A 20529-nucleotide genomic window follows, 5' to 3' on the forward strand; every position below is an offset into this window, starting at 1 on the left:
TCAGCCGCAGCACAGCGTCAGAACAGCAGCGAGGAAAGCCTGTTGCGCGCGGTGATGACGCGAGGGTCCGCAGCGCCGATCAGTCCGAAGAGCTCGATCAGACGCTCTCTGACCGGCGTCCGCTCGTCTGAGGGAAGCTGAGCGAAGAGGTCGAGCAGCCGTCCGAACGCATCCTCGACGTGACCACCGGCGAGGTCGAGGTCGGCGACGTCGAACTGCACCTGGACATCTCGTGGCTGGGCCGCAGCGGCAGCCCGCGCATCCTGCAGGTCGAGATGCTGCACACGGTCGAGCAGACGAACCTGGCCCAGGCCCGCGATCGCATCCTCATCGCGAGGATTCTCTGCGAGAGCCTTCTCATACGCCACGATCGCCGCAGCGTAGTCGCCCGCCTCGATGGCAGCGAATGCCTCGGCGTGCAGCGGCGGCATCGGCGGTTCCTCCGGAGCCTCCTGCCCCTCGGAGACCTCGCCGACATTCAATGTGCCCGTCACACCGTTCTGAGCCGCGAGCTGGAGCAGCTGCGCGAAGACCTCTCTGACCTGCTGCTCGGGAACCGCACCCGTGAACATCGGGACTGGCTGGCCGGCGATGAGTGCGACGACCATCGGGATCGACTGCGCACGAAAACCCTGAGCCAGTTGCGGGTTCGCATCGACGTCGACCTTGGCGAGCAAGACCTTGCCGCCGAGTTCGCGCGCCACCTTCTCGATGATCGGGCTCAGCTGCTTGCAGGGGCCGCACCATTCCGCCCAGAGGTCGACGACCACCGGCACGGTGCGAGAGAGCTCCAGGATCTGGCCGAACGACTCGTCGGTCGCATCGACCACGATGTCAGTCCCGGTAGCGGGACTCTGCGCGCCTGCCGCCGGTGCTGCAGGGCGGTTTCGCAGAGAAGAGAGGTCGACAGCTCCGCGGAGCGCGGCGGGAGAGATATCGGTCATTTGATCACCTCGACGGAGAGAAGGTCCTGTCGGACAGCCAGGAGACGGATCTGCTCGGTCGACCCCTGGGAGGGAACCGAGAAGAACAGTTGGAATTCGTACTTGGTCGTCACACCCTTGGCGGACTCGGACACGCCCGTCAGGGCCTTCGCCTGCGCGTTGTCACCGAAGCGGATCACGGCGTCCGCCGACGTCGGCGTCACCGACTCCGTGTCGACGAGCGAGACCGCCACGATCGCGCCGCTGTCGAGCGTGGCCATCGAGACCGGAGCGGAATCCGCAGGGACGATGTCGAACGCAGTCTGCGAGGTCTCGGCGGCACCATTGTCGGCGAGGTTCTGCACGACGGCCTGGCGGCTGTCGCGAATCGACTGGGCGAGTTTCTGAGAGATCTCGTCGAAGAGCCCGTAGGAGGCGCTGGTCTCTCCCGCGTCGACGATGTCGGCGAACGTGGTGGCGAGCTCACTCGGCGGGATGCTGAGGAACGCGGAGTCGTCCGGCACGAGTGAAGTACCGAGCCACGGTGCGGCCACCTCGGGGAAGACTGCGTCCGCCGACATCTCGGCCATGTTCGTCACCTTGTAGTTCGACCACGGGTCCTGCTGAGTCATGGTGAGGATCACGGGCGGCACGGTGTCGTCGCCCGCGTTCTTCGAGAGCAGCAGAACCGTGCGCGGCCAACGGTCGGTGGCTTCGGGCAGCACGACCTCGACGTCATCCGTCGGGATCGCGGCAGGCACCGGGGTTTCCGGAAGAGCGGTCCGCAGCGCGTACTCGGTCGTCCGAGCCGTCAGCGCCGGACCATCGAGCCGGGTGCCGGCGAGAGCGATGTCCATCGCCGCATCGGCGTCCGAGAGGGTCGTCGACACCTCTTGCAGGATCCGTCTCGCCTGCGCCTCGGTCACGGCCGGCGGTTTCTGGTTCTCCGGGGCGATCACGGTCGCACTGGGCGACGGTGACGGTGTCCCTTCTCCGAACTGCGGCCAGGAGTCGGGCGAGCAGCCGCTCGCGAGCAGGGCCGTCACCGCGAGCGCGGGCAGGGCGAGCAGGCGGCGTCTGCGGTCGGTGGTCGTCGCACGCCTCTCGGTCTTCCGATCGCGGTCGGAACTGCGCTCGCCGGCCGCGTCATTCGCGCCTTCGCGGCCCACTCCCGCCGTGTCCGGGCCCTCAGCCGGCGCACCCCCAGAGGCCTCATCCGCATCGCCGGGTGCGTCGGGCGCCGAGCCCTCGATCACCGCGCGTTCCGAGGGCGGAAGCTGAGCCACATCGATCGGCTCGGTCGCCGGGAGGGGTCCGGGGCCCTTGCGCCGCGGACCTCGCCCGCGGCGCTGGTGACGGATTGCGAGGACATAGAGCACGAGTCCGACGAGGAGCAGGGCCGCGCCTGCGGCCATGAGCGGTCCCGCGAGCGGCGTCGACGTGTCGAGCGGCCACGAGATCACGATGTCGTCGGGAGCGTCTGCGGTGCCGTCGTACGCGATGATCAGACTGACTCCTTCGGGGAGCTGCATCTTGTCGACGATGAGAGCGTCGGTCTCGGTGAACGAATCCAGCCAGAGATCGGAGCCCGCCGGATTGCGTCCCGGCTCTGCGGCCGCGTCGCCCTCGGTCGGAGTCGCGGAAGGAACCGGAGTCTCCGCGGGAGCAGGGCTCTCGGTCGGCGCCGGGGTCGCGGTGGCGTCATCGCCGTCGGCCGCGGCTCCGGCGGGAATCAGCTCGGCCTCGAGCTCGCCACCATTGCCGGCGGTCACGTGGTTGTACGAGGCGTCGGCCAGCCATGCCTCCATGTCGGCCGTCCGACCGTATGCCGCGAAGATCTCACCTTCACCCCGCACGAGCAGCGTCTGAGAGCCCGGGTGCTCGCGCAGGACGTCGCCGTCCAGCAGCACATAGGGGGCGGGTTCGTTCACAGCGACTGAGACCTCCTGGGTCGACGGACCCATGAAGATGGTTCGCTGCGCGATGCCCGCAGCGATCAGTCCCGCAGCCAGCACGAAGGCCACGACGGCCCATACGAAACGCACGAATAGTCTCCTCACACGGCCCGGACGCATGCCCGAGTCGCAACACTCGACATTTCAGACTAGCGACATCAGCTGTGTGTTGCCCACGAGGGGGCGCCGGAGTCGCGTGCGGCACGTCGTCGCGGCCAGTCGCGGTGCGGTGGATACGCTTGCAGGGTCCCGCATTCCGAGGAGCACCGATGAAGATCCACAACCCGTTCCGTACCGCTCTCGTGGCGACGCTCGGCGTGGGGTTGGGCATTCTGCTGATCGGCAGCGTGGAGAGCCTCTCGACGGTGCTGCTCTACGTCGGAACAGCGCTCTTCCTCAGCCTCGGTCTCGACCCGCTCGTCTCGTTCCTCGAACGCAGACGGCTCCCCCGCTGGCTCGCCGTGCTCATCACCATCCTCGCGGTTCTCGGCGTGTTCGCGGGCATCATCCTGATCGTCATCCCGGTGCTCGTCGATCAGATCTCACAGCTCATCGCCGAGATCACGGCCATCGTCCAGCGAGGCACATTCCTTTCCGACCTGCGCCAGTGGATGGTCGACACCTTCCCCAATCTCAAGGTCGACGAGGTCTTCGCGTACGTCACGAACTGGCTCGAGACGAACCTCGCCCAGATCGGCGGGTCGATCGGCCAGAGCGTCCTCGCGGCCGGCGGCGCCGTGGTGAGCGGGCTGTTCGGCGCGTTCATCATCCTCATCCTCACGATCTACCTCACCGCCTCCACACCGTCGCTCAAGCGCGCGGTCTATCAGCTCGCCCCCGCGTCGAAGCGCGAGCGGTTCATCGACCTGGCCGAACAGATCACCGATTCGGTCGGCTACTACGTCATGGGGCAGGTCACCCAGGGCGTCATCAACGGCGTACTGAGCATGATCTTCCTCACGATCATCGACGCGCCGTTCCCCGCCGTGCTCGCCGTCGTGGCCTTCTTCTTCTCGCTGATTCCGCTCGTCGGCACTCTGACGGGGTCGACGATCATCGTCCTCGTGTGCCTGATCCCCGGACTCGGCTCTCCGGCGACAGCGATCGCCGCGGCCATCTACTACCTCATCTACATGCAGATCGAGGCGTACATCATCTCCCCGCGAATCATGAGCCGCGCCGTGTCGGTACCTGGCGCGGTCGTCGTCGTGGCGGCGCTGGCCGGGGGCAGTCTGCTGGGCCTGCTCGGTGCGCTGATCGCGATCCCCGTGGCGGCCAGCATCCTGATCCTCTACCGACAGGTGCTGATCCCCCGGATGAACGAGCTCTAGACGGCGGACCACTCGGTCGGCAGCGGGAGAGCCGCCGGATTCACCGCAGCGACGATCTCGGTCAGGACGCGTCGCGTCTGGCTCTCCCCCACCCAGAGGTGCTTGCCGCCCTCGACGGCGATCAGCTTCGCGTGAGGGATCGCTGCGAAGCGCTCTCGCGCTTCGGCCGGGCGAAGGTAGTCGTCGAGCTCGGGAACGAGCACCACCACTTCGACATCGACGCCCGCCCACGCCGCGACGTCGGAATCCGTCGCCCGATGGAGCGGCGGAGAGAGCAGGATGATGCCTTCGACGTCGTGCTCCCGCCCGTACTTCAGGGCGAGCTCGGTGCCGAACGACCAGCCGAGGAGCCATGGGCGAGGAAGACCTCGCTCGCGCACGAACTCCATCGCCGCTGCGACGTCGAATTGCTCTGCTGCTCCCCCGTCGAACGCTCCACCGCTGGTGCCACGGGGTGAGGTCGTGCCCCGGGTGTTGAATCGCAGCACTGCGAGATCGGCCAGCGCAGGCAGCCGCGCGGCGGCCTTGCGGATGATGTGCGAGTCCATGAAGCCGCCGGCCGTCGGAAGCGGGTGCAGTGTGATCAGGGTGGCCGCAGGGGCAGACGACTCGGGCATCGCCAACTCGCCGACAAGCGTCAGCTCATCAGCGGTCTCCAGAACGATGTCCTCGCGCAGCGCCGGCAGCTCGATCGGTCCACGGATCTCCATGCTCATGCAATCCTCCAACAGTGTGTGTGCCAATGCCGTCGGGCGGCGAGATCCGCGGCATCGCCGAGAACCCCGTCCGCTCGCCAGACCACGAGGTGGGCCGTTCCCGGCGCGACGATGCGCCCGCATCCGGGGCAGATGTACTCCTTCAGAGCCTGCACAGCCGACACGGGCTGCACGGTCCACTCCGAGCCGCGACGCACTTCCGTGCGCTTCCACGACGCGAGGAGACGATCGAGCGAGTCGTCGGTGTCAGGGCGCGCCGGACGGCGTCTGCGAGAGCGGGCCATGACGCCGGCTCACCACCAGTGGTTGTTCGTCCAGAAGGCGTGAGCGCCGGCCCAGCTGCCGTACCGGCCCGTGGCGTATCCCGTCGCCCAGCGCAGGTTGTCGACCGGATCGTAGCCGTTGCCGGGAACCTTGCTGCAGGGCAGCGCCTGAACGAGACCGCACGCGCCCGAGGACTTGTTCGTCGCGTTCGGGTTCCATCCGCTCTCGCGGGAGACGATGTAATCGACGTAGCCCCAATCGGACTCCGCGATGCCCGCTGCCGCCATCCACTCGGCAGGGGCTCCCCCGCCGGTGTAGAAGAGAGGACCGCTGGGGCCGGGCTTCGACGAATCGGAGGATCCCTCGGAGGCAGTGGTCGGCGTCGGTGTCGGCGTCGGCTTGGGCGTGACGTAGACCGAGAACGTCCCTCGCTGAACGGGAGCGATCGCCGCGCCCTCTGCCGTGACCGTGAGATTCTGCGTATCGCCGAGCGCCGCCGAGTATGCCGACTCCGGGGCGACCTCGTCGGGTTGCTGGGCGAGTGCGACACCGGTCGGTGCCACCATGGCCGCAGCGAAGCCGACGACCGCGAGGCCGCTGAAGAATCCCGCGACGCCTCGTCGGCGACTGCCGGTGCGCGCCGAAAGAGTCGCCGATGCGGGCACAGGCGTGACGTCTTTTCGATGAGGTGTCATGTCGTTTCGGGAGTTCACGATGAGTGGCAGTCTACCCGGTGAGGCACGAGTCGGCCATCGGAACGCTCAGCGAACAGCCAGGATCACGTCGACGGTCGCGTCGAGCAGTGCGTCCACCTGCTCTTCTCGATATCCTCCGCGCTGCATGCGGAACGCGGCCGAGCGCAGCTGCTCGGCCGTCAGCGGCTCGCCATCCCGCAGATAACGGGCGATCCGGGTGCCGACATGGTCTACCTCATCGATCCGGTAGCCGAAGGTGAGAATGCCCGTACGTGCGAAACGGTGCCGCTTCGGACGCGCGAGGTGGTCGAGGATGACCTGGGCTTCACCTCGGGCCTGCTCCACCCACGCCCCCGCGCCCTGCGAACGGACGACCCGGTCGCGCGCACGCGCAGCCAGGGCATCCTCCACGCGCCCGAGTGCCGCGTCGACCTCAGCCACGACGTAGCCGTTCTTGACGAGCGGGAAGGATGCCACGCGGACGTCGGCTGCGCTGAGGTCGTCGGCATCTCCCTCGAAAGCAGCCCTGGCGGCCGCGAGAAACGTGTCGACAGCGGCACGGTGATAGCCGCGCACTCGCCCGGTGGTCAACGAGAACGCGGGCGGCTCCTGCTTCGCGGCGTCCGCAGTCTGTACGTCGTCGGAGAGCATCACAGCACCACCCAGGAGGAGAAGAGGAAATACAGGCACAGTGCGGGAATCGTCGACGGCAGGATGCTGTCGAGCCGGTCGAGGAGCCCCCCGTGCCCAGGAAGCCAGGAGCTCATGTCCTTGATCCCGAGATCACGCTTGAGCATGGACTCGCCGAGATCGCCCAGCGTCGCAGACAGGAGGATCGCCACGCCGAAGATCACGCCGGTCCACCACGGCAGGTCGAGCAGGAAGAGCGCGAGAAGCACGCCGGCTGTGATCGAACCCACGACAGCTCCGCCGAAGCCCTCCCAGGTCTTCTTGGGGCTGATCTTCGGCGCCATGGGGTGCCGCCCGAACGCGAGCCCTGCGGCATACGCACCGGTGTCGGCCACGACGGCGATCGCGATGAAGCTCAGGACCCACCACTGACCCCCCTCCTGCTTGAGCAGGATCAGTGCGACGGCCGCGAGGAACGGCACGTAGATCTGGACGAATCCGCCGATGACCGCATCCGTCAGCACATCGCCGTAGGTTCTGCCGTCCTTGGCGATCATCTGGCCGACCAGTCGCCAGACGATCACGAATGCGACGGCGAAGAACAGCATGACCCAGACGAACCACAGGTCGAGGAAGAACGCCGACAGCACGAGCAGAGTCGCGGCGATGAACTGCGGGATCACATCGATCCGCCGCCCCGATGCACGCAACGCCAGCGAGAGCTCGTAGACGCCGAGCAACGCGGCAGCCAGTGCGAACGGCACGAAGAGGACCTTGATGAACAACAACGACGCGAGCAGCGCAGCGCCGAACGCGAGCCCGATCAGGGTCGCGAGGATCAGGTCGCGGCCCGTCCGCTCCTTGATGCGCTCGTTCGCCTGGTCGAGCTGACCTCGCGCATGAGTGACATGCGTTCCGAACTCGTCGCGCTTCGCCCGCCACTGCTCTCTGATCGCATTGTGTTCAGCCGTGTCCAATGCGGACTCCGTCATCGCACGTTCGTCGGCAGGGAGGGGTGGTCGTGGCGGGATGCTCGTCCCGTCGAACGCCACGAGGGCGCCGTCGACCAGCGGGATGGCGCCGGTCGAGGTCGACGAGTCGCGCGCCTCGCGGCGCGTCTGCGGCTTGTCGGCGCCGTCATCAGTGCGTTCGTCGGACATGCCGCCTATACCTCGAGGAGTTCAGCCTCTTTGCGCTTGAGTGCGTCGTCGATGAGATCGACGTGCTGGCGCGTGAGGGCGTCGAGTTCCTTTTCTGCCCGGGCGATCTCGTCTTCGCCGAGTTCGCTCTTGAGACCGTCGAGTTCGTCCTTCGCCTTGCGACGGATACCGCGCACATGCACCTTGGCGTCTTCGGCCTTGGTCTTGACCAGCTTGACGTACTCCTTGCGACGCTCAGCCGTGAGCTCCGGCATGGTCACGCGAACGAGGTTGCCGTCGTTCGTGGGGTTCGCGCCGAGGTTCGGCATGTCCCGAATCGCCTGCTCGATGCCCTTCAGAGCCGACTTGTCGTAGGGCGTGATGATGAGCGTACGCGCCTCCTGGTTCGCCAGCGAGGCGAGCTGAGCGAGCGGCGTGGGCGTGCCGTAGTAGTCGACGAGCACCTTCTGGAACAGCTGCGGGTTGGCGCGACCGGTGCGCACCGTGGAGAAGTCCTCCTTGGCGGCCTCGACCGCTCGTGCCATACGGGAAGTGGTTTCAGCGAGGACATCCGCGATCACGGTGACTCCTATCGTCGGGGTGTTCTGAAATTCTATCGGGCGTGACCCGTGAGCACCGTCAGGCGCTCAGGCAGTGACGAGAGTGCCGATCGGCTCTCCCAGAAGCGCACGCGTGACGTTGCCGGCAGGTTCCATGCCGAACACGCGCATGTCCATGTTGTTGTCCATGCAGAGACTGAATGCCGTGGAGTCGACCACCTTGAGTCCGCGCTGAAGGGCGTCGCGATACGTGACGCGCTCGATGCGCTCCGCATCGGCGTGCTTGTTCGGGTCGGCGGTGTAGATCGCGTCCACGCCGTTCTTGGCGACGAGGACTTCCTGCGCGCCGATCTCGAGGGCGCGCTGTGCGGCGACCGTATCGGTGGAGAAGTACGGCAGTCCGGCACCTGCGCCGAAGATGACCACACGGCCCTTCTCCATGTGCCGCTCGGCGCGGAGCGGAATGTACGGCTCAGCGACCTGGGTCATGGAGATGGCCGACTGCACGCGGGTGGGCGCACCCGCCTGCTCGAGGAAGTCCTGAAGGGCCAGGGCGTTCATGACCGTGCCGAGCATTCCCATGTAGTCGGCTCGCCCGCGATCCATCCCGCGCTGGCTGAGCTCCGCTCCGCGGAAGAAGTTGCCGCCGCCGACGACGATGGCGACCTCGACCCGATCGACCGCCGCGGCGATGTCACGTGCGATCTGACTGACGATGTCGGGGTTGACGCCGAGCTGGCCGGCGCCGAACGCCTCACCGGAGAGCTTGAGAAGGACGCGACGGCGTCCTGTGCGTTCGGTCATGGGGTGATCCTCTCGTCCCGATTCAAGATAGTGCCTTCTGGGCATGAAGAAGGGGTTCGGATCGCGTTGATCCGAACCCCTTCGACGGTGTTACGCGCCGACCTTGAAGCGCGCGAAGTCGGTCACGGTGATACCGGCGTCCTTCGCCACCTGGGCGACGGACAGCTTGCTGTCCTTCGCGTAGTCCTGCTCGAGCAGGGCGACCTGCTTGATGAACGCGGAGACACGGCCCTCGACGATCTTGGGCAGCGCCGCCTCCGGCTTGCCCTCGTTGCGAGAGATCTCGGTCACGATCTGGCGCTCCTTCTCCACGGCGTCGGACGGAACGTCCTCGCGGGAGAGGTAAGACGGGTTCGCGAACGAGATGTGCTGCGCGATGCTGCGGGCGGTCTCGGCGTCATCACCCGTGTAGGCGACGACGACACCGATCTGCGGAGGCAGGTCCTTGCTCGTGCGGTGCAGGTAGACCTCGACCTTGTCGCCCGAGATCGTGCGCACGCGGCGCAGCTCGACCTTCTCGCCGATGATCGCGGCCTCTTCCGAGATGACCTGCTCGACGCTCTTGTCGCCCGCCTGGGCGGCGAGTGCGGCCTCGACCGAATCGGCCTTGACAGCTGCGACAGCGTCGGCGACCTTGTCGGCCAGCGAGATGAAGCGCTCGTTCTTCGCGACGAAGTCCGTCTCGCAGGCGAGCTCGATCAGCGTCACTGCGACGTCCTGCTCGCGAGCGACGATGAGGCCCTCGCTGGTAGAGCGGTCAGCGCGCTTCGCGTTGCCCTTGGCACCCTTGAGACGCAGGATCTCGGTGGCCTTCTCGACGTTGCCGTCAGCCTCCTCGAGCGCCTTCTTGGTGTCGACCATTCCCGTGCCGAGCTGCTCACGGAGCGCCTTGAGATCGGCGATGGTGAAGTTGGCCATGTGTGGTGGCTCCTTGCTTCGTGATGTGTGTGGTGGTCGCGGAATTACTTGGCGTCTGCAGCCTCGGCGTCGGCGACCTCAGCGGTCTCCTCGCCCGAAGCGTCGGCGATGGCCTCGTCGTGCGCCTCGGCACCGGCCTCGTCGGCAGCGGTCTCGTCAGCGGCGGGCGTCTCGACGACGGCAGCCTCATCGGCGGGCGTCTCGACGGCGGCGGCATCAGCAGACTCCTGGACGGGGGCCTCGAGAAGCTCCTTCTCCCAGTCGGCGAGCGGCTCAGCGTCGCCCGTCTCGGGGTTGTGCTTCTGCTGGAGACCCTCAGCCGCGGCGTCCGCGATGATGCGGGTGAGCAGCGAGACCGAGCGGATCGCGTCGTCGTTGCCGGGGATCGGGTACTGGAAGTCGTCGGGGTCGGCGTTGGTGTCGAGGATGCCGATCACCGGGATGCCGAGCTTCTTCGCCTCGTCGATGGCGAGGTGCTCACGCTTGGCGTCGACGACCCAGAGGGCGGACGGCGTCTTGGTGAGGTTGCGGATACCGCCGAGCGACTTGTGCAGCTTGTCGAGCTCGCGCTTCTTGAGAAGGAGCTCCTTCTTCGTGAAGCCCGAAGCGGACGGGTTCTCGTAGTCGAGCTCCTCGAGCTCCTTCATACGAGCGAGACGCTTCGCGATCGTCTGGAAGTTCGTGAGGAGTCCACCGAGCCAGCGCTGGTTGACGTAGGGCTGGCCCACGCGGGTCGCCTGCTCGGCGAGGATCTCCTGCGCCTGCTTCTTGGTGCCGACGAAGAGGATCGTGCCGCCGTGCGCGACGGTCTCCTTGACGAAGTCGTAGGCCTTGTCGATGTACCCGAGCGACTGCTGCAGGTCGATGATGTGGATGCCGCTGCGCTCGGTGAGGATGAAGCGCTTGACCTTCGGGTTCCACCGACGCGTCTGGTGTCCGAAGTGCACGCCGCTGTCGAGCAGCTGGCGGATGGTGACCACAGCCATGGTCGTCTCCTTGTTCTGGCGCGGATATGCGCCGTTGAGGTTGTCAAGTCGATCGGATGATCGAACTTCCTGGTGCCCGGCGCACCCCCGCCTGAGTGGAAACAGGACCTGTGGGAGTGGATGCCACGACTGAAGTCGCTCTGGGCACGCGTAGTCACCCCGAGATCGAGGTGCCTCCTCAGCATACAGGATGCGCGGGCCTCACTCACCCTGCACATCGCGCCTGTTTCGGGCATTCTGCACGCGCTCCGCGCAGGCGTCAGTCCGACGGAGAGCCAATCGCACACACGAAGGATCATTGCCTCATGAGCACCCGCAGACGCCGGACGATCGTTCTCCTCCTGCTGATCGTCATCGCTCTCGCACCGCCCACCGCGCCGAGGGCGAGAGCGTCATCGTCATCCTCAGCCGGCGCTGCGCATCCACTCTGGAGATGGCCGATCGATGCACCCCGCTCGGTCGCAGCGCCGTATCGCGCTCCGGCACACGCGTTCGGCGCCGGCCACCGAGGCATCGATCTCGCGAGCGCGCAGGGAGTGATCGTCCGCGCACCCGCCGATGGGGCGATCGCATTCCGTGGGACAGTCGTCGACCGGCCCCTGATCACGATCGCGCATCCCGGCGGGTATGTGTCGACGTTCGAGCCGGTCTCCTCCACACTCGCCCCCGGCGATCTCGTCTCGGCCGGCGACGAGATCGGCACGGTCGCGGCCGGCGGTCACACGATGCTCGGCGCACTGCATCTCGGAGTTCGGCTGGACGGTGCGTACATCAACCCGATGCTGCTCTTCGGGCCGGTGCCTCGAGCGGTGCTGCTTCCCTGCTGCGACGCGCCGTGACGCGCGACCCGTCTGCGGCTCACGCCCGGGGGTGTGCGAGACGGTACGTCGCAGTGAGACGCTCAGCGGAGACGTGAGTGTAGATCTGGGTCGTGCCGAGGCTGGCATGACCCAGGATCTCCTGGACCGCGCGCAGGTCTGCTCCGCCGTCCAGGAGATGAGTCGCTGCGGTGTGCCTGAGCGCATGCGGTCCGACAGTCTCTTCGCCGACGAAGGGCGCGAGCACCTCGGCGACGAGTGAGTACACCGCGCGCGGTCCGATCCGCGCACCACGACTGCCGAGGAACAGAGCGGGAGTCGGCCGCGCTGTGCGGGCGGCGAGTGCGGGACGCCCTCTGGTCAGGTACGCGCCGGCCGCATCGCGGGCGGGAACCCCGAAGGGCACCACTCTCTCCTTCGATCCCTTTCCCAGAACGCGCGCGGTGCCTCGATCGAGATCGAGGTCGTCGACATCGAGGCCGCACAGCTCGGAGACGCGGATCCCGGCGCCGTAGAGCAGTTCGAGGATCGCGTGGTCTCGGAGCACTATCGGATCACCGGCGCCGGCGGCTCGGCGTTGCGCATCGAGCAGGGTCGTCATCGCATCCTGAGAAGCGATGGTGGGGAGGGTTCGCCCCCGCTTGGGAGCGACCAGGCGCAGGCTCGGATCGTGATCGACGAGCTGCTGCTCGTGCGCCCAGCTGAAGAAGGAGCGCGCCGCTGCTGCTCGCCGCGCGATCGTCGACCGCGCATCCCCACGCTGAGTCGCCCGCCAGAGCCAGTCTCGGAGAGTCTCCAGCGTGACCTGGTCGACCTCGAGTTCACCGACGGTCTCCGCGAGGTCCCGTAGGTCTGATCGGTAAGCGCGCACGGTGGCGGGAGACAGCCGACGCACCTGAGCAAGGTGGTCGGCGAAGGCATGTGCGGCCGCCGCGAACTCCATGGATCAAGTGTGCAGGAACGCCGATCACCGTCGCGTCAGCCGCGCCGCTCGCTGACCCGCGCCCTCTGCCACCCCCCTTCGACTCGTCGCACCGCACCCTCGAGCTCGAGCAGCCCGAGCAGGGCATTGACTCGCTCTGGCGCGAGCCCCGACCGTCGAGACAGCTCGGCAGCGGCTCGCGCATCGCGGCTGCTCATGGCATCGAGCACGCGAGACTGGTCGGGATCCGTGCCTCGACCGGGTGACGTACCCGGCGGCCCGTCGCCCCAGAGCTCGCGTATCTCGGCAGTCGTGGTGACGCACCGCGCGTCGTACTCGCGCAGGAGCCGATGACAGCCGGCTGACGAAGCGGATGTCACCGGCCCGGGCACTGCGCCGAGCGGTCGACCCAGTGCAGCTGCGTGTCCAGCAGTGTTCAACGATCCGCTTCGCCATCCTGCCTCCACGACCACCGTCGCGTCGCTCACCGCAGCGATGAGTCTGTTGCGCGACAGGAACCGCCACTTCGTCGGCGCAGTGCCGCACGGGACCTCGCTCACCACGGCGCCGGTCTCGACGATTCGGCGAAGAAGCTGCTGATGGCCCTGAGGGTACGCTCGGTCGACCCCACCGGCGAGGAACGCGACCGTCTTTCCGCCGACTCCGAGTGCGGCACGGTGACCTGCGCCGTCGATGCCGTACGCTCCCCCGGACACCACGACCGCGCCACCTGCGGCCAGCTCGCCGGCGAAGTCACCCGCGAGCATCTCGCCGTATGCGCTCGCGGCGCGGGCTCCGACGATCGCGACTCTGGGGGCCGCGCTCAGCAGCCGCGGGTCACCGCGCACCCAGAGAACGGCCGGCGCATGCACCCCGAGGTCGTCGAGAGAAGTCGGCCAGTGAGCATCCCCGGGAATAAGAAGTCGGGCTCCGACGTCCCTGGCGCCGCGCAGCGCCTCGACCACGCTGCGCGCGTCGGCTCGGGTCTTCCACCGCGCCCGCCCGTCGGCGAGTGCCCGGCTGCTGACTTCTGGGCCCGCCGCGTTCCCGGCGCCCAATGCGAGCCGGAGCGCGTCCGAAGCACCGAGCTCTTCGATGAGCGCCCCGGCCACACCATCGCCCGGCTCGGTGAGGACCGACCAAGACACCCGGGCGAGCGCCTCCACCGCACCTCCGGAGGGCCTGAGCTGTTCGAGCGACTCTCGGACGCCGGCGTCACCTGTGAGTGACTCGATCATGATGCGTACCCCCTCTTGAGAAACAGCGCCTGGCCCACTTCGTCGCGTCCCGGCCTGTCGAGTCCAGCGAGATCGGCCATCGTCCACGCCAGCCGCAGCACCCTGTCGTAGCCGCGCAATGTGAGCGTCCCCCGCTCGAGAGCCCGGTCCAGCGGCGCCCGTGCATCAGCTGGGATGCGCAGATCGGGCTGTCTCAGCCGAGCGCCGGGCACTTCGCTGTTTCGAAGCCATGGGGTTCCCCGCCATCGCGCACAGGCTCGCTCTCGCGCCTCGATGACCAGCGCACGAGCGATCTCGCTCGTCATTCCGGTGCGGTCCCCCACCATCGCCTGCGAGGCGGAAACCCGAGAGACGTGCAGCTCGACATCTATGCGGTCTCGCAGCGGACCCGAGAGTCTCGTCGAGTATCTCCGGATCGCCAACGACGGGCACACGCACTCGGCGCCACGAACCCCGTAGTTTCCGCACGGACAGGGATTGAGCGCCACGATGAGCTGGAACCTCGCTGGAAACAGAGCCGTGATCCCCGCTCGACTCACTTCGATCACACCCGACTCGAGCGGTTGTCGCATCGCGTCGAGCGCCACTCTCGAGAACTCCGCCGCTTCGTCGAGGAAGAGCACACCCCTGTGCGCCCGAGAGATCGCCCCGGGGCGCACAGACCTCGTTCCACCTCCGACGAGCGCCGCGACCGATGCACTGTGATGCGGCGACTCCAGCGGCGGCATCACGTCGAGAGCCTGCACCGACTCGCCCGTGAGCGAGCGGATCGACGCCACCTCGAGCGCTTCGTCCTCGGTGAGACTCGGAAGGATGCCAGGCAGCCGTCGTGCGAGCATGGTCTTCCCTGCCCCCGGCGGGCCGCTGAGCATCATGTGGTGTCCTCCCGCCGCGGCGACGATCAGCGCACGCACAGCGTTCTCCTGCCCCACGACGTCGGCGAGGTCCAACTCTTCGGGACTCTCGCGCGCAATCGCTGCGGCCGCGACCGGATCCGCCTCGAGCACGTCGACCTCTGCACCATGCCACACCGCCACCTGCGAGAGGCTCGCCGCAGGGCGCACCTCGATTCCCGGCACGAGCCTCGCCTCGGCCTCGTTGCCCCAGGGGACGATCACGGTGTCGAAACCCGCGCGTGCAGCAGCGAACACCGACGGCAGCACTCCGGGAACGGGCCGGAGCCGACCATCGAGCCCGAGCTCACCGAGATGCACCACGCGGGCGATGGACCGGCTCGACAGCGCTCCCCCGGCTGCCAGCGCAGCGACGGCGATGCTGAGGTCGAAGCCCGCTCCCTGCTTGGGGAGGCTCGCGGGCGAGAGGTTCACCGTCAGTCGACGACGCGGAAGATCGAGCGCGGTGTTCTTGCACGCGTTGTGGACCCGCTGAACAGCTTCGCCGAGTGATTTGTCGGGCAGCCCGATGATCTTGAAATCGGGCGTCTGATTCGAGATGTCCGCTTCGACTTCGACCATGTGTCCATCGACCCCGGTGAGCGCGACCGCCCAGGTGCGAGCCGTCTTCACGACACGTCCACGAGGTGTTCGAGGGTGCTGTGCGCGGGGTCAGCGCCGATGATCCCGATCGCCTCGATCCGGATCATGAGGCCGCCGGCCTGGTCGGGATGATCGGCGGCCCACGCATGGGCCAGTTGCCATAACCGGCGTACCTTGCGGGCGTCCACCGCTTCGAACGGGTGCCCGTGAGCGATGGTGCGTCTTGTCTTGACCTCTACGACTGCCAGATGGCGGCCGCGACAGGCGACGATGTCGATCTCGCCCTGCGCACATCGCCAGTTGCGGTCGAGCACCTCATATCCGATACCCGTCAGGTATCGGACCGCCTGCTCTTCACCGTGTCTACCGAGCTCGTCTTTCGCTGCCATGGTGACAGCCTGTCGAGCGCCCGCGCCGATCAGCGCTCCGAATGAGCCGCAGCCCCAGTCCCTCGGGACAGCCCGTCAGAAACCTGAGCCGTGCAGAAGAGGTCACTCCCCGTCGAGCGACAGCTCTTGCGGCAGTTCGAACTCGCGGCGCTGCAGCTCTTCGACGTTGACGTCTTTGAACGTCAGCACCCGCACGGCCTTCACGAAGCGGTCGGCACGGTAGATGTCCCACACCCAGACGTCACTCATCGAGATCTCGAAGTAGAAGTCGTGCTCGGTATCACGGCGTACGACATTCACCTCATTGGCGAGGTAGAACCGCCGTTCGGTCTCGACCACATACTGGAACTGTGCGACGACGTCGCGATACTCGCGGAACAGCGCGAGCTCGAGCTCGCGGTCGTAGTCGTCGAAGGCTTCCTCATCCATGATCCCTCCATCCTAGAGTCGGCGACACTGCGATGCCGCACGCAGGCTCAGAACAGAGTCGGGACATCTGCGATGGCCCAGGATGATCGGTGATGCGGGGAGAGCCCGAGGCTCCTGATCGCATCGCGATGCTCGAGGCTCGCATATCCCTTGTTCCTGTCCCACTGATACGCGGGGTGGCTCTCGTGGAGCTCGGCCATGTAGGTGTCTCTCGCCACCTTCGCGATCACCGATGCCGCTGAGACCGACGCGCAGTCACGGTCTCCTTTGACCACGGGCCGCACGCGCAGCGGAACCGGATGCACGGGCGAGACGTAGTCGTGATTGCCGTCGAGCAGCACGAGCGCTCCGTCGAGGACCACTCCCGAATCGACCACGCTCTGCACGGCGCGCGATGCCGCGAGCCCGAGCGCCCGCATGATGCCCACCGAGTCGACCTCGGCCGCACTCGCCCAGCCGACTCCCGATGCCTGCACCCATGCCGCGGCCCTCGCAGCGACGTCAGGTCGACGCCTCTCGGTGACGAGCTTCGAATCCCGGAGTCCTTCGGGCACGCGACGGCGCGCACCGGCCGCATCCATCACGGCAGCTCCGACCGCCACCGGCCCGGCAAGCGCGCCGCGTCCGACCTCGTCGAGGGAGATGATGAGATCGCACTCACTCAGCAGCCTGCGCTCGAGAGTGAGCTTCGGAGCGACGACGCTCATTCCGGATCCGGGACGCCGTTGAAGCTGTCGTGGTGGCCGTCGATCGTTCCCATGCGGTCGAAGGGCCATGTCGTGAAGAACGCCTTGCCGACGACGTTCTCGATCGGCACGAATCCGCCGCTGGGGAGATCCTGATGCGCCCGCGAGTCCCGCGAACGATCCCGGTTGTCTCCGAGCAGCCAGAGGGACCCCTCCGGCACGACCACGTCGAAGGGTTCGTTGGACGCAGCGGTGTCGCCGTCCGGGAGATTCAGGTAGCCGAGCTCGTCGATGGGCGCACCGTTGACCGTGATCTGCCCGAGCGCGTTGCAGCAGACGACGTGGTCGCCCGGCAATCCGATCACCCGTTTGACGAGGTGATCCTGAGAGTCCGTGGCAGAGATCCCGATGACGTTGAGCATCCAGTCGAACGCTTCGATGAGCGGAGGCTGAGCCGGAGTCTGCGGCTGCCCGTCGAGCCACCCGCCGGGATCCTTGAAGACGACGACATCGCCGCGTTCGTAGTCGTTCCACCGGGGTGTCAACTCATCGACGAGGATGCGATCTTTCACCATCAGGGTGCGTTCCATCGAGGCCGACGGAATGTAGAAGGAGCGGACGACGAAAGTCTTCACGACGAAGGAGACGAGCGCCGCGATCACGACGATCACGAGGACGTCTCGCAGGAAGACGAGGAACCCGCGACGCCGCTTCGTCGGTGGAGTGGACGCGGCGGCGGAGTCAGTCGTCATGAGGGTTCCTTCACAGTCTCGCACCGCACGGAGACGGCATCATCAAGGGTCGCACACCCCGGGGATAACACAGCACCCCGGGACATCGTGTCCCGGGGTGCTGTGGAGAACCTGCGCGTCAGTTGTCGCGCTTCTCCTTGATCTTCGCCTTCTTGCCCCGCAGCTGGCGGAGGTAGTAGAGCTTCGCGCGACGCACGTCACCGCGGGTGACGACCTCGATGTGGTCGATCACCGGGGAGTGCACCGGGAACGTACGCTCGACGCCCACCTGGAAGCTGATCTTGCGAACGGTGAAGGTCTCGCGCACTCCATCGCCCTGGCGGCCGATGACGACTCCCTTGAAGACCTGGATACGCGAGCGGGTGCCCTCGGTGATGTTCACGTGCACGTTGACCGTGTCACCGGGGTTGAAGACGGGAACGTCTGAACGCAGCGATGCTGCGTCGACGGCGTCGAGGATCTGCATGATCGTCTCTCTCTGCACTCGCCTCAGGTCGGTTGCATGATGTAAGTAGGAACAAGAAGAGGTGTGCTGAACGGAGCCGAAGCGTCCGTGGGCTCCCCTGAGGCAGAACCGGTCACGGCACAAACATTCATTCTGCCATGGATGCCGCACACGGCCAAACGCCGTGCGCCGCGTCCTCAGTCCCGTGTGTCCTTCTCGCGGACCACGATGACTTCGTGTGCGCGGGTCTCTGGCACCGGCTCATCGACACCCGGCACGGATGACCACGCGATGGTCTCGCGGATCCGTGCTCCGCTCCCCTTCGCCTCGTTCCACAGCTGCCAGAGCTGCAGCCAGAACAGGCCGATGCCGACCACCACCGCTGCCGCGAGCAGCCAGCCGAAGGCGCCGTCGATGAAGCACCCGACCGCGATGGTCAGCCCATGCCAGATCGTGAAGCCGCCGACGTCCCACCAGGAGACCGCCCGCTCGACGCGCACCGACGGACGCGATCGGGTCAGGAGCGTGAGGAGCAGCTGACCGACGAAGACCGAGGGCACCGCGATGAACAGCACCCACAGGATCGCCCATCCGCCCTGGAAGACGCCCCACCCCACGAGCAGCCAGAGCGGCAGCAGGAACGCGGCCGGAATCAGCCACCGGAAGAACGCCTGACGCAACCACATGCCTCAAATCGTACGACGCGAGGCTCGACATCGTCACGGTGTTCGCTGTGAGCGCGCGGTCTCTGCGCGGACGCACGCGTCCGGGAGATCGGGGAGAATGGAGTGGACGAGAGGACAACCGATGATCGAACTGCGCACCCCTGCCGAGATCGACGAGATGCGCGCCGCCGGTCGCTTCGTGGCTGAGACCCTGGCAACCCTGCGCGACGAGACGAAGGTCGGCACGAATCTGCTGTCGATCGACCGTCGAGCGCACGACATGATCCGCAAGGCCGGAGCGGAGTCGTGCTACATCGACTACCACCCGTCCTTCGGTGCCAGCCCGTTCGGCAAGGTGATCTGCACGTCGATCAACGACGCGGTGCTCCATGGGCTCCCTCATGACTACACGCTTCGCGACGGGGACCTGGTGTCGCTGGACTTCGCGGTGTCCGTGGACGGCTGGGTGGCGGACTCGGCCCTCTCGTTCGTCGTGGGCACCCCGCGAGAGGAAGACCTGCGCATCATCGACACGACGGAGCGCGCGCTCGATGCGGCGATCGGCGCAGCGGTCGTCGGCAACCGTATCGGCGACATCTCGGCGGCCATCGCGGCGGTGTCGCGCGGCGAGGGGTACTCGATCAACACCGACTTCGGCGGACACGGCGTGGGGCGCATCATGCACGGCGACCCGCACGTTCCCAACGACGGCCGGGCCGGGCGCGGGTTCCCGCTGCGCGAGGGCCTGGTGTTCGCTCTCGAACCGTGGCTGCTCGAGACGACAGACGAGCTCGTCACCGATCCCGACGGCTGGACCCTTCGGAGCGTCGACGGATCCCGGGGCGCCCATTCGGAGCACACCGTCGCAGTGACGGCGGATGGCCCCATCATCCTCACCGACAGGTCGTTCCTCGGCGTCCGCTGACTCCCGATGCTCCGCTCGTGTTCCTCACGCGCGGCGGTAGACGAACACATCCGTGACGATGGGCAGGTCGTACTCGTCGTGGTCGCGTGTCTCGGGATCTGAATCCAGCACCGCTTCGATGGCGGCGAACATCTCCGCGCGCGCTGCCTCATCGGCGACGAGGAAGGTGCTCACGGTCGACCAGCGACCGAGGTACGCGTCGCGTCGAATCCGCTCCGTCGAGTGGATCTGCTCGTGGCGCACGAAGTCGAAGCCGGGAAGCTCGTGTGTCGAGGTGCTCGTGGTGACGTCTGCATCCCCCACCGCGGGGTGCGCGATCCGGTGCGCCGCGCGATCCCACGCGCACGTCGGATCGAAACGGTTCCAGATGAGTCCGAGGGTTCCCCCCGGTGTGAGCACTCGCGCGATCTCCGCACACGCGGCCTCCTCGTCGAACCAGTGGAAGGCCTGCGCGACCGTCACGACATCAGCGACCTCGGACTCCATCGGTATCCGCTCGGCGCTGCCGAGATGCGCCTCGACCCCGGGCAGCTTCGAGCGCAGGATCTCGAGCATCGGCTCCGACGGCTCGACTGCGACGACACGCTCTGCCCATCCCCCGAGCATTTCTGTGAACTTCCCGGTGCCTGCACCCAGATCCAGCGCCGTGCGCACGCTGTGAGGCATCACCACGCCGGCTGCAGCAGGAGGGAAGCCTGGACGGTAACGGTCGTAGTCTGCACCGGTGAGGGTGAACGATTTCGCCAGCGCGTCGTCGACCATGCTGCGACGCTATCAGGCGCCCGCGATCTCACCCGTCCTGCGACAGTGCGACTGTGCCATCCTGAGTGCATGATTCCGGAG

24 protein-coding genes are annotated in these 20529 nt (G+C 67.0%); 3 read left to right on the top strand and 21 right to left on the bottom strand.

Going from position 1 to position 20529, the window contains the following annotated elements:
* Positions 1-17 precede the first annotated feature (17 nt).
* Together OPU70_RS03155 and OPU70_RS03160 are read right to left on the bottom strand one after the other, a co-directional pair.
* The gene (locus OPU70_RS03155; RefSeq protein ID WP_498557122.1) at positions 18-944 is read right to left on the bottom strand and encodes a tetratricopeptide repeat protein; all 927 of its coding nucleotides are present in this window, start codon (positions 942-944) and stop codon (positions 18-20) included.
* Positions 941-2968 (bottom strand): DUF8094 domain-containing protein, encoded by a 2028-nt coding sequence (locus OPU70_RS03160; protein WP_498557123.1) that lies wholly within the window; start codon positions 2966-2968, stop codon positions 941-943. The genes OPU70_RS03155 and OPU70_RS03160 overlap by 4 nt, the downstream gene beginning before the upstream one ends.
* Before the next feature lie 179 nt (positions 2969-3147).
* On the opposite strand from OPU70_RS03160, the gene OPU70_RS03165 reads away from it, so the two are divergent.
* Positions 3148-4209 (top strand): AI-2E family transporter, encoded by a 1062-nt coding sequence (locus tag OPU70_RS03165; RefSeq protein ID WP_042536761.1) that lies wholly within the window; start codon positions 3148-3150, stop codon positions 4207-4209.
* On the opposite strand, the gene OPU70_RS03170 is transcribed toward OPU70_RS03165, so the two are convergent.
* The 9 genes from OPU70_RS03170 to rpsB form a co-directional block, all read right to left on the bottom strand.
* Positions 4206-4919 (bottom strand): alpha/beta hydrolase, encoded by a 714-nt coding sequence (locus tag OPU70_RS03170; protein ID WP_498557234.1) that lies wholly within the window; start codon positions 4917-4919, stop codon positions 4206-4208. The two genes, OPU70_RS03165 and OPU70_RS03170, sit on opposite strands and share 4 nt — an antisense overlap.
* A 2-nt stretch (positions 4920-4921) precedes the next feature.
* Positions 4922-5209: an Rv1322 family protein gene (locus tag OPU70_RS03175; RefSeq protein ID WP_042536763.1), complete on the bottom strand. Its 288-nt coding sequence runs from the start codon at positions 5207-5209 to the stop codon at positions 4922-4924.
* Between the two features lie 9 nt (positions 5210-5218).
* On the bottom strand, positions 5219-5884 hold the full coding sequence (locus tag OPU70_RS03180) for an aggregation-promoting factor C-terminal-like domain-containing protein (protein WP_498557124.1): 666 nt from the start codon (positions 5882-5884) through the stop codon (positions 5219-5221).
* A 66-nt stretch (positions 5885-5950) separates the two neighbouring features.
* Entirely contained in the window at positions 5951-6535 is a 585-nt protein-coding gene (locus OPU70_RS03185; protein ID WP_498557125.1) for a DivIVA domain-containing protein, read from the bottom strand.
* Positions 6535-7674: a phosphatidate cytidylyltransferase gene (locus OPU70_RS03190; RefSeq protein ID WP_194286027.1), complete on the bottom strand. Its 1140-nt coding sequence runs from the start codon at positions 7672-7674 to the stop codon at positions 6535-6537. The genes OPU70_RS03185 and OPU70_RS03190 overlap by 1 nt, the downstream gene beginning before the upstream one ends.
* Before the next feature lie 5 nt (positions 7675-7679).
* Positions 7680-8234: a ribosome recycling factor gene (gene frr / locus OPU70_RS03195; RefSeq protein WP_042536765.1), complete on the bottom strand. Its 555-nt coding sequence runs from the start codon at positions 8232-8234 to the stop codon at positions 7680-7682.
* Positions 8235-8300: 66 nt separating this feature from the next.
* Positions 8301-9017 (bottom strand): UMP kinase, encoded by a 717-nt coding sequence (gene pyrH, locus OPU70_RS03200; protein WP_042536766.1) that lies wholly within the window; start codon positions 9015-9017, stop codon positions 8301-8303.
* Between the two features lie 90 nt (positions 9018-9107).
* Positions 9108-9935, bottom strand: a complete 828-nt coding sequence (tsf, locus tag OPU70_RS03205) for a translation elongation factor Ts (protein WP_498557126.1) — start codon at positions 9933-9935, stop codon at positions 9108-9110.
* 44 nt (positions 9936-9979) lie between these two features.
* The gene (gene rpsB / locus OPU70_RS03210) at positions 9980-10921 is read right to left on the bottom strand and encodes a 30S ribosomal protein S2 (protein ID WP_042536769.1); all 942 of its coding nucleotides are present in this window, start codon (positions 10919-10921) and stop codon (positions 9980-9982) included.
* A 305-nt stretch (positions 10922-11226) separates the two neighbouring features.
* On the opposite strand from rpsB, the gene OPU70_RS03215 reads away from it, so the two are divergent.
* Positions 11227-11760: a murein hydrolase activator EnvC family protein gene (locus OPU70_RS03215; RefSeq protein ID WP_079112748.1), complete on the top strand. Its 534-nt coding sequence runs from the start codon at positions 11227-11229 to the stop codon at positions 11758-11760.
* A gap of 19 nt (positions 11761-11779) precedes the next feature.
* Here OPU70_RS03215 and OPU70_RS03220 read toward each other — a convergent pair whose 3' ends face one another.
* From OPU70_RS03220 to OPU70_RS03260, 9 genes are all read right to left on the bottom strand, one after another.
* Positions 11780-12682 (bottom strand): tyrosine-type recombinase/integrase, encoded by a 903-nt coding sequence (locus OPU70_RS03220; RefSeq protein WP_498557127.1) that lies wholly within the window; start codon positions 12680-12682, stop codon positions 11780-11782.
* 35 nt (positions 12683-12717) lie between these two features.
* Positions 12718-13899, bottom strand: coding sequence for a DNA-processing protein DprA (dprA, locus tag OPU70_RS03225; RefSeq protein WP_498557128.1), 1182 nt, complete (start codon positions 13897-13899; stop codon positions 12718-12720).
* Positions 13896-15425: a YifB family Mg chelatase-like AAA ATPase gene (locus tag OPU70_RS03230; RefSeq protein ID WP_498557129.1), complete on the bottom strand. Its 1530-nt coding sequence runs from the start codon at positions 15423-15425 to the stop codon at positions 13896-13898. Before OPU70_RS03230 ends, dprA begins: the two co-directional genes overlap by 4 nt.
* Positions 15422-15784, bottom strand: a complete 363-nt coding sequence (locus tag OPU70_RS03235; RefSeq protein ID WP_042541662.1) for a YraN family protein — start codon at positions 15782-15784, stop codon at positions 15422-15424. Before OPU70_RS03235 ends, OPU70_RS03230 begins: the two co-directional genes overlap by 4 nt.
* A 102-nt stretch (positions 15785-15886) precedes the next feature.
* Positions 15887-16213 (bottom strand): DUF2469 family protein, encoded by a 327-nt coding sequence (locus OPU70_RS03240; RefSeq protein WP_042541663.1) that lies wholly within the window; start codon positions 16211-16213, stop codon positions 15887-15889.
* 47 nt (positions 16214-16260) lie between these two features.
* Positions 16261-16920: a ribonuclease HII gene (gene rnhB, locus OPU70_RS03245; protein ID WP_309688190.1), complete on the bottom strand. Its 660-nt coding sequence runs from the start codon at positions 16918-16920 to the stop codon at positions 16261-16263.
* Positions 16917-17651, bottom strand: a complete 735-nt coding sequence (lepB, locus tag OPU70_RS03250) for a signal peptidase I (protein ID WP_042541665.1) — start codon at positions 17649-17651, stop codon at positions 16917-16919. Before lepB ends, rnhB begins: the two co-directional genes overlap by 4 nt.
* Before the next feature lie 118 nt (positions 17652-17769).
* Entirely contained in the window at positions 17770-18117 is a 348-nt protein-coding gene (gene rplS, locus OPU70_RS03255) for a 50S ribosomal protein L19 (RefSeq protein ID WP_042542128.1), read from the bottom strand.
* Between the two features lie 176 nt (positions 18118-18293).
* Positions 18294-18782, bottom strand: coding sequence for an MFS transporter permease (locus OPU70_RS03260; RefSeq protein ID WP_079112745.1), 489 nt, complete (start codon positions 18780-18782; stop codon positions 18294-18296).
* 121 nt (positions 18783-18903) lie between these two features.
* Here OPU70_RS03260 and map point away from each other — a divergent pair, with 121 nt between their 5' ends.
* Positions 18904-19686: a type I methionyl aminopeptidase gene (map, locus tag OPU70_RS03265; protein WP_079112744.1), complete on the top strand. Its 783-nt coding sequence runs from the start codon at positions 18904-18906 to the stop codon at positions 19684-19686.
* A gap of 24 nt (positions 19687-19710) precedes the next feature.
* On the opposite strand, the gene OPU70_RS03270 is transcribed toward map, so the two are convergent.
* Positions 19711-20448: a class I SAM-dependent methyltransferase gene (locus OPU70_RS03270; RefSeq protein WP_498557130.1), complete on the bottom strand. Its 738-nt coding sequence runs from the start codon at positions 20446-20448 to the stop codon at positions 19711-19713.
* Between the last annotated feature and the right edge of the window lie 81 nt (positions 20449-20529).

The sequence above is a fragment of the Microbacterium sp. SWDP-B6 genome (genome assembly GCF_059803615.1).

Excerpts from the sequence above, each read along its gene's own strand:
- OPU70_RS03180 (WP_498557124.1), bottom strand. The coding sequence starts at position 5,884 with ATGACACCTCATCGAAAAGACGTCACGCCTGTGCCCGCATCGGCGACT.
- rplS (WP_042542128.1), bottom strand. The coding sequence starts at position 18,117 with ATGCAGATCCTCGACGCCGTCGACGCAGCATCGCTGCGTTCAGACGTT.
- pyrH (WP_042536766.1), bottom strand. The coding sequence starts at position 9,017 with ATGACCGAACGCACAGGACGCCGTCGCGTCCTTCTCAAGCTCTCCGGT.
- OPU70_RS03165 (WP_042536761.1), top strand. The coding sequence starts at position 3,148 with ATGAAGATCCACAACCCGTTCCGTACCGCTCTCGTGGCGACGCTCGGC.
- OPU70_RS03260 (WP_079112745.1), bottom strand. The coding sequence starts at position 18,782 with ATGTGGTTGCGTCAGGCGTTCTTCCGGTGGCTGATTCCGGCCGCGTTC.
- dprA (WP_498557128.1), bottom strand. The coding sequence starts at position 13,899 with ATGATCGAGTCACTCACAGGTGACGCCGGCGTCCGAGAGTCGCTCGAA.
- OPU70_RS03155 (WP_498557122.1), bottom strand. The coding sequence starts at position 944 with ATGACCGATATCTCTCCCGCCGCGCTCCGCGGAGCTGTCGACCTCTCT.
- OPU70_RS03175 (WP_042536763.1), bottom strand. The coding sequence starts at position 5,209 with ATGGCCCGCTCTCGCAGACGCCGTCCGGCGCGCCCTGACACCGACGAC.
- map (WP_079112744.1), top strand. The coding sequence starts at position 18,904 with ATGATCGAACTGCGCACCCCTGCCGAGATCGACGAGATGCGCGCCGCC.
- rnhB (WP_309688190.1), bottom strand. The coding sequence starts at position 16,920 with ATGAGCGTCGTCGCTCCGAAGCTCACTCTCGAGCGCAGGCTGCTGAGT.
- OPU70_RS03220 (WP_498557127.1), bottom strand. The coding sequence starts at position 12,682 with ATGGAGTTCGCGGCGGCCGCACATGCCTTCGCCGACCACCTTGCTCAG.
- OPU70_RS03185 (WP_498557125.1), bottom strand. The coding sequence starts at position 6,535 with ATGCTCTCCGACGACGTACAGACTGCGGACGCCGCGAAGCAGGAGCCG.
- rpsB (WP_042536769.1), bottom strand. The coding sequence starts at position 10,921 with ATGGCTGTGGTCACCATCCGCCAGCTGCTCGACAGCGGCGTGCACTTC.
- tsf (WP_498557126.1), bottom strand. The coding sequence starts at position 9,935 with ATGGCCAACTTCACCATCGCCGATCTCAAGGCGCTCCGTGAGCAGCTC.
- OPU70_RS03170 (WP_498557234.1), bottom strand. The coding sequence starts at position 4,919 with ATGGAGATCCGTGGACCGATCGAGCTGCCGGCGCTGCGCGAGGACATC.
- lepB (WP_042541665.1), bottom strand. The coding sequence starts at position 17,651 with ATGACGACTGACTCCGCCGCCGCGTCCACTCCACCGACGAAGCGGCGT.
- OPU70_RS03270 (WP_498557130.1), bottom strand. The coding sequence starts at position 20,448 with ATGGTCGACGACGCGCTGGCGAAATCGTTCACCCTCACCGGTGCAGAC.
- OPU70_RS03240 (WP_042541663.1), bottom strand. The coding sequence starts at position 16,213 with ATGGATGAGGAAGCCTTCGACGACTACGACCGCGAGCTCGAGCTCGCG.
- OPU70_RS03215 (WP_079112748.1), top strand. The coding sequence starts at position 11,227 with ATGAGCACCCGCAGACGCCGGACGATCGTTCTCCTCCTGCTGATCGTC.
- OPU70_RS03235 (WP_042541662.1), bottom strand. The coding sequence starts at position 15,784 with ATGGCAGCGAAAGACGAGCTCGGTAGACACGGTGAAGAGCAGGCGGTC.
- OPU70_RS03190 (WP_194286027.1), bottom strand. The coding sequence starts at position 7,674 with ATGTCCGACGAACGCACTGATGACGGCGCCGACAAGCCGCAGACGCGC.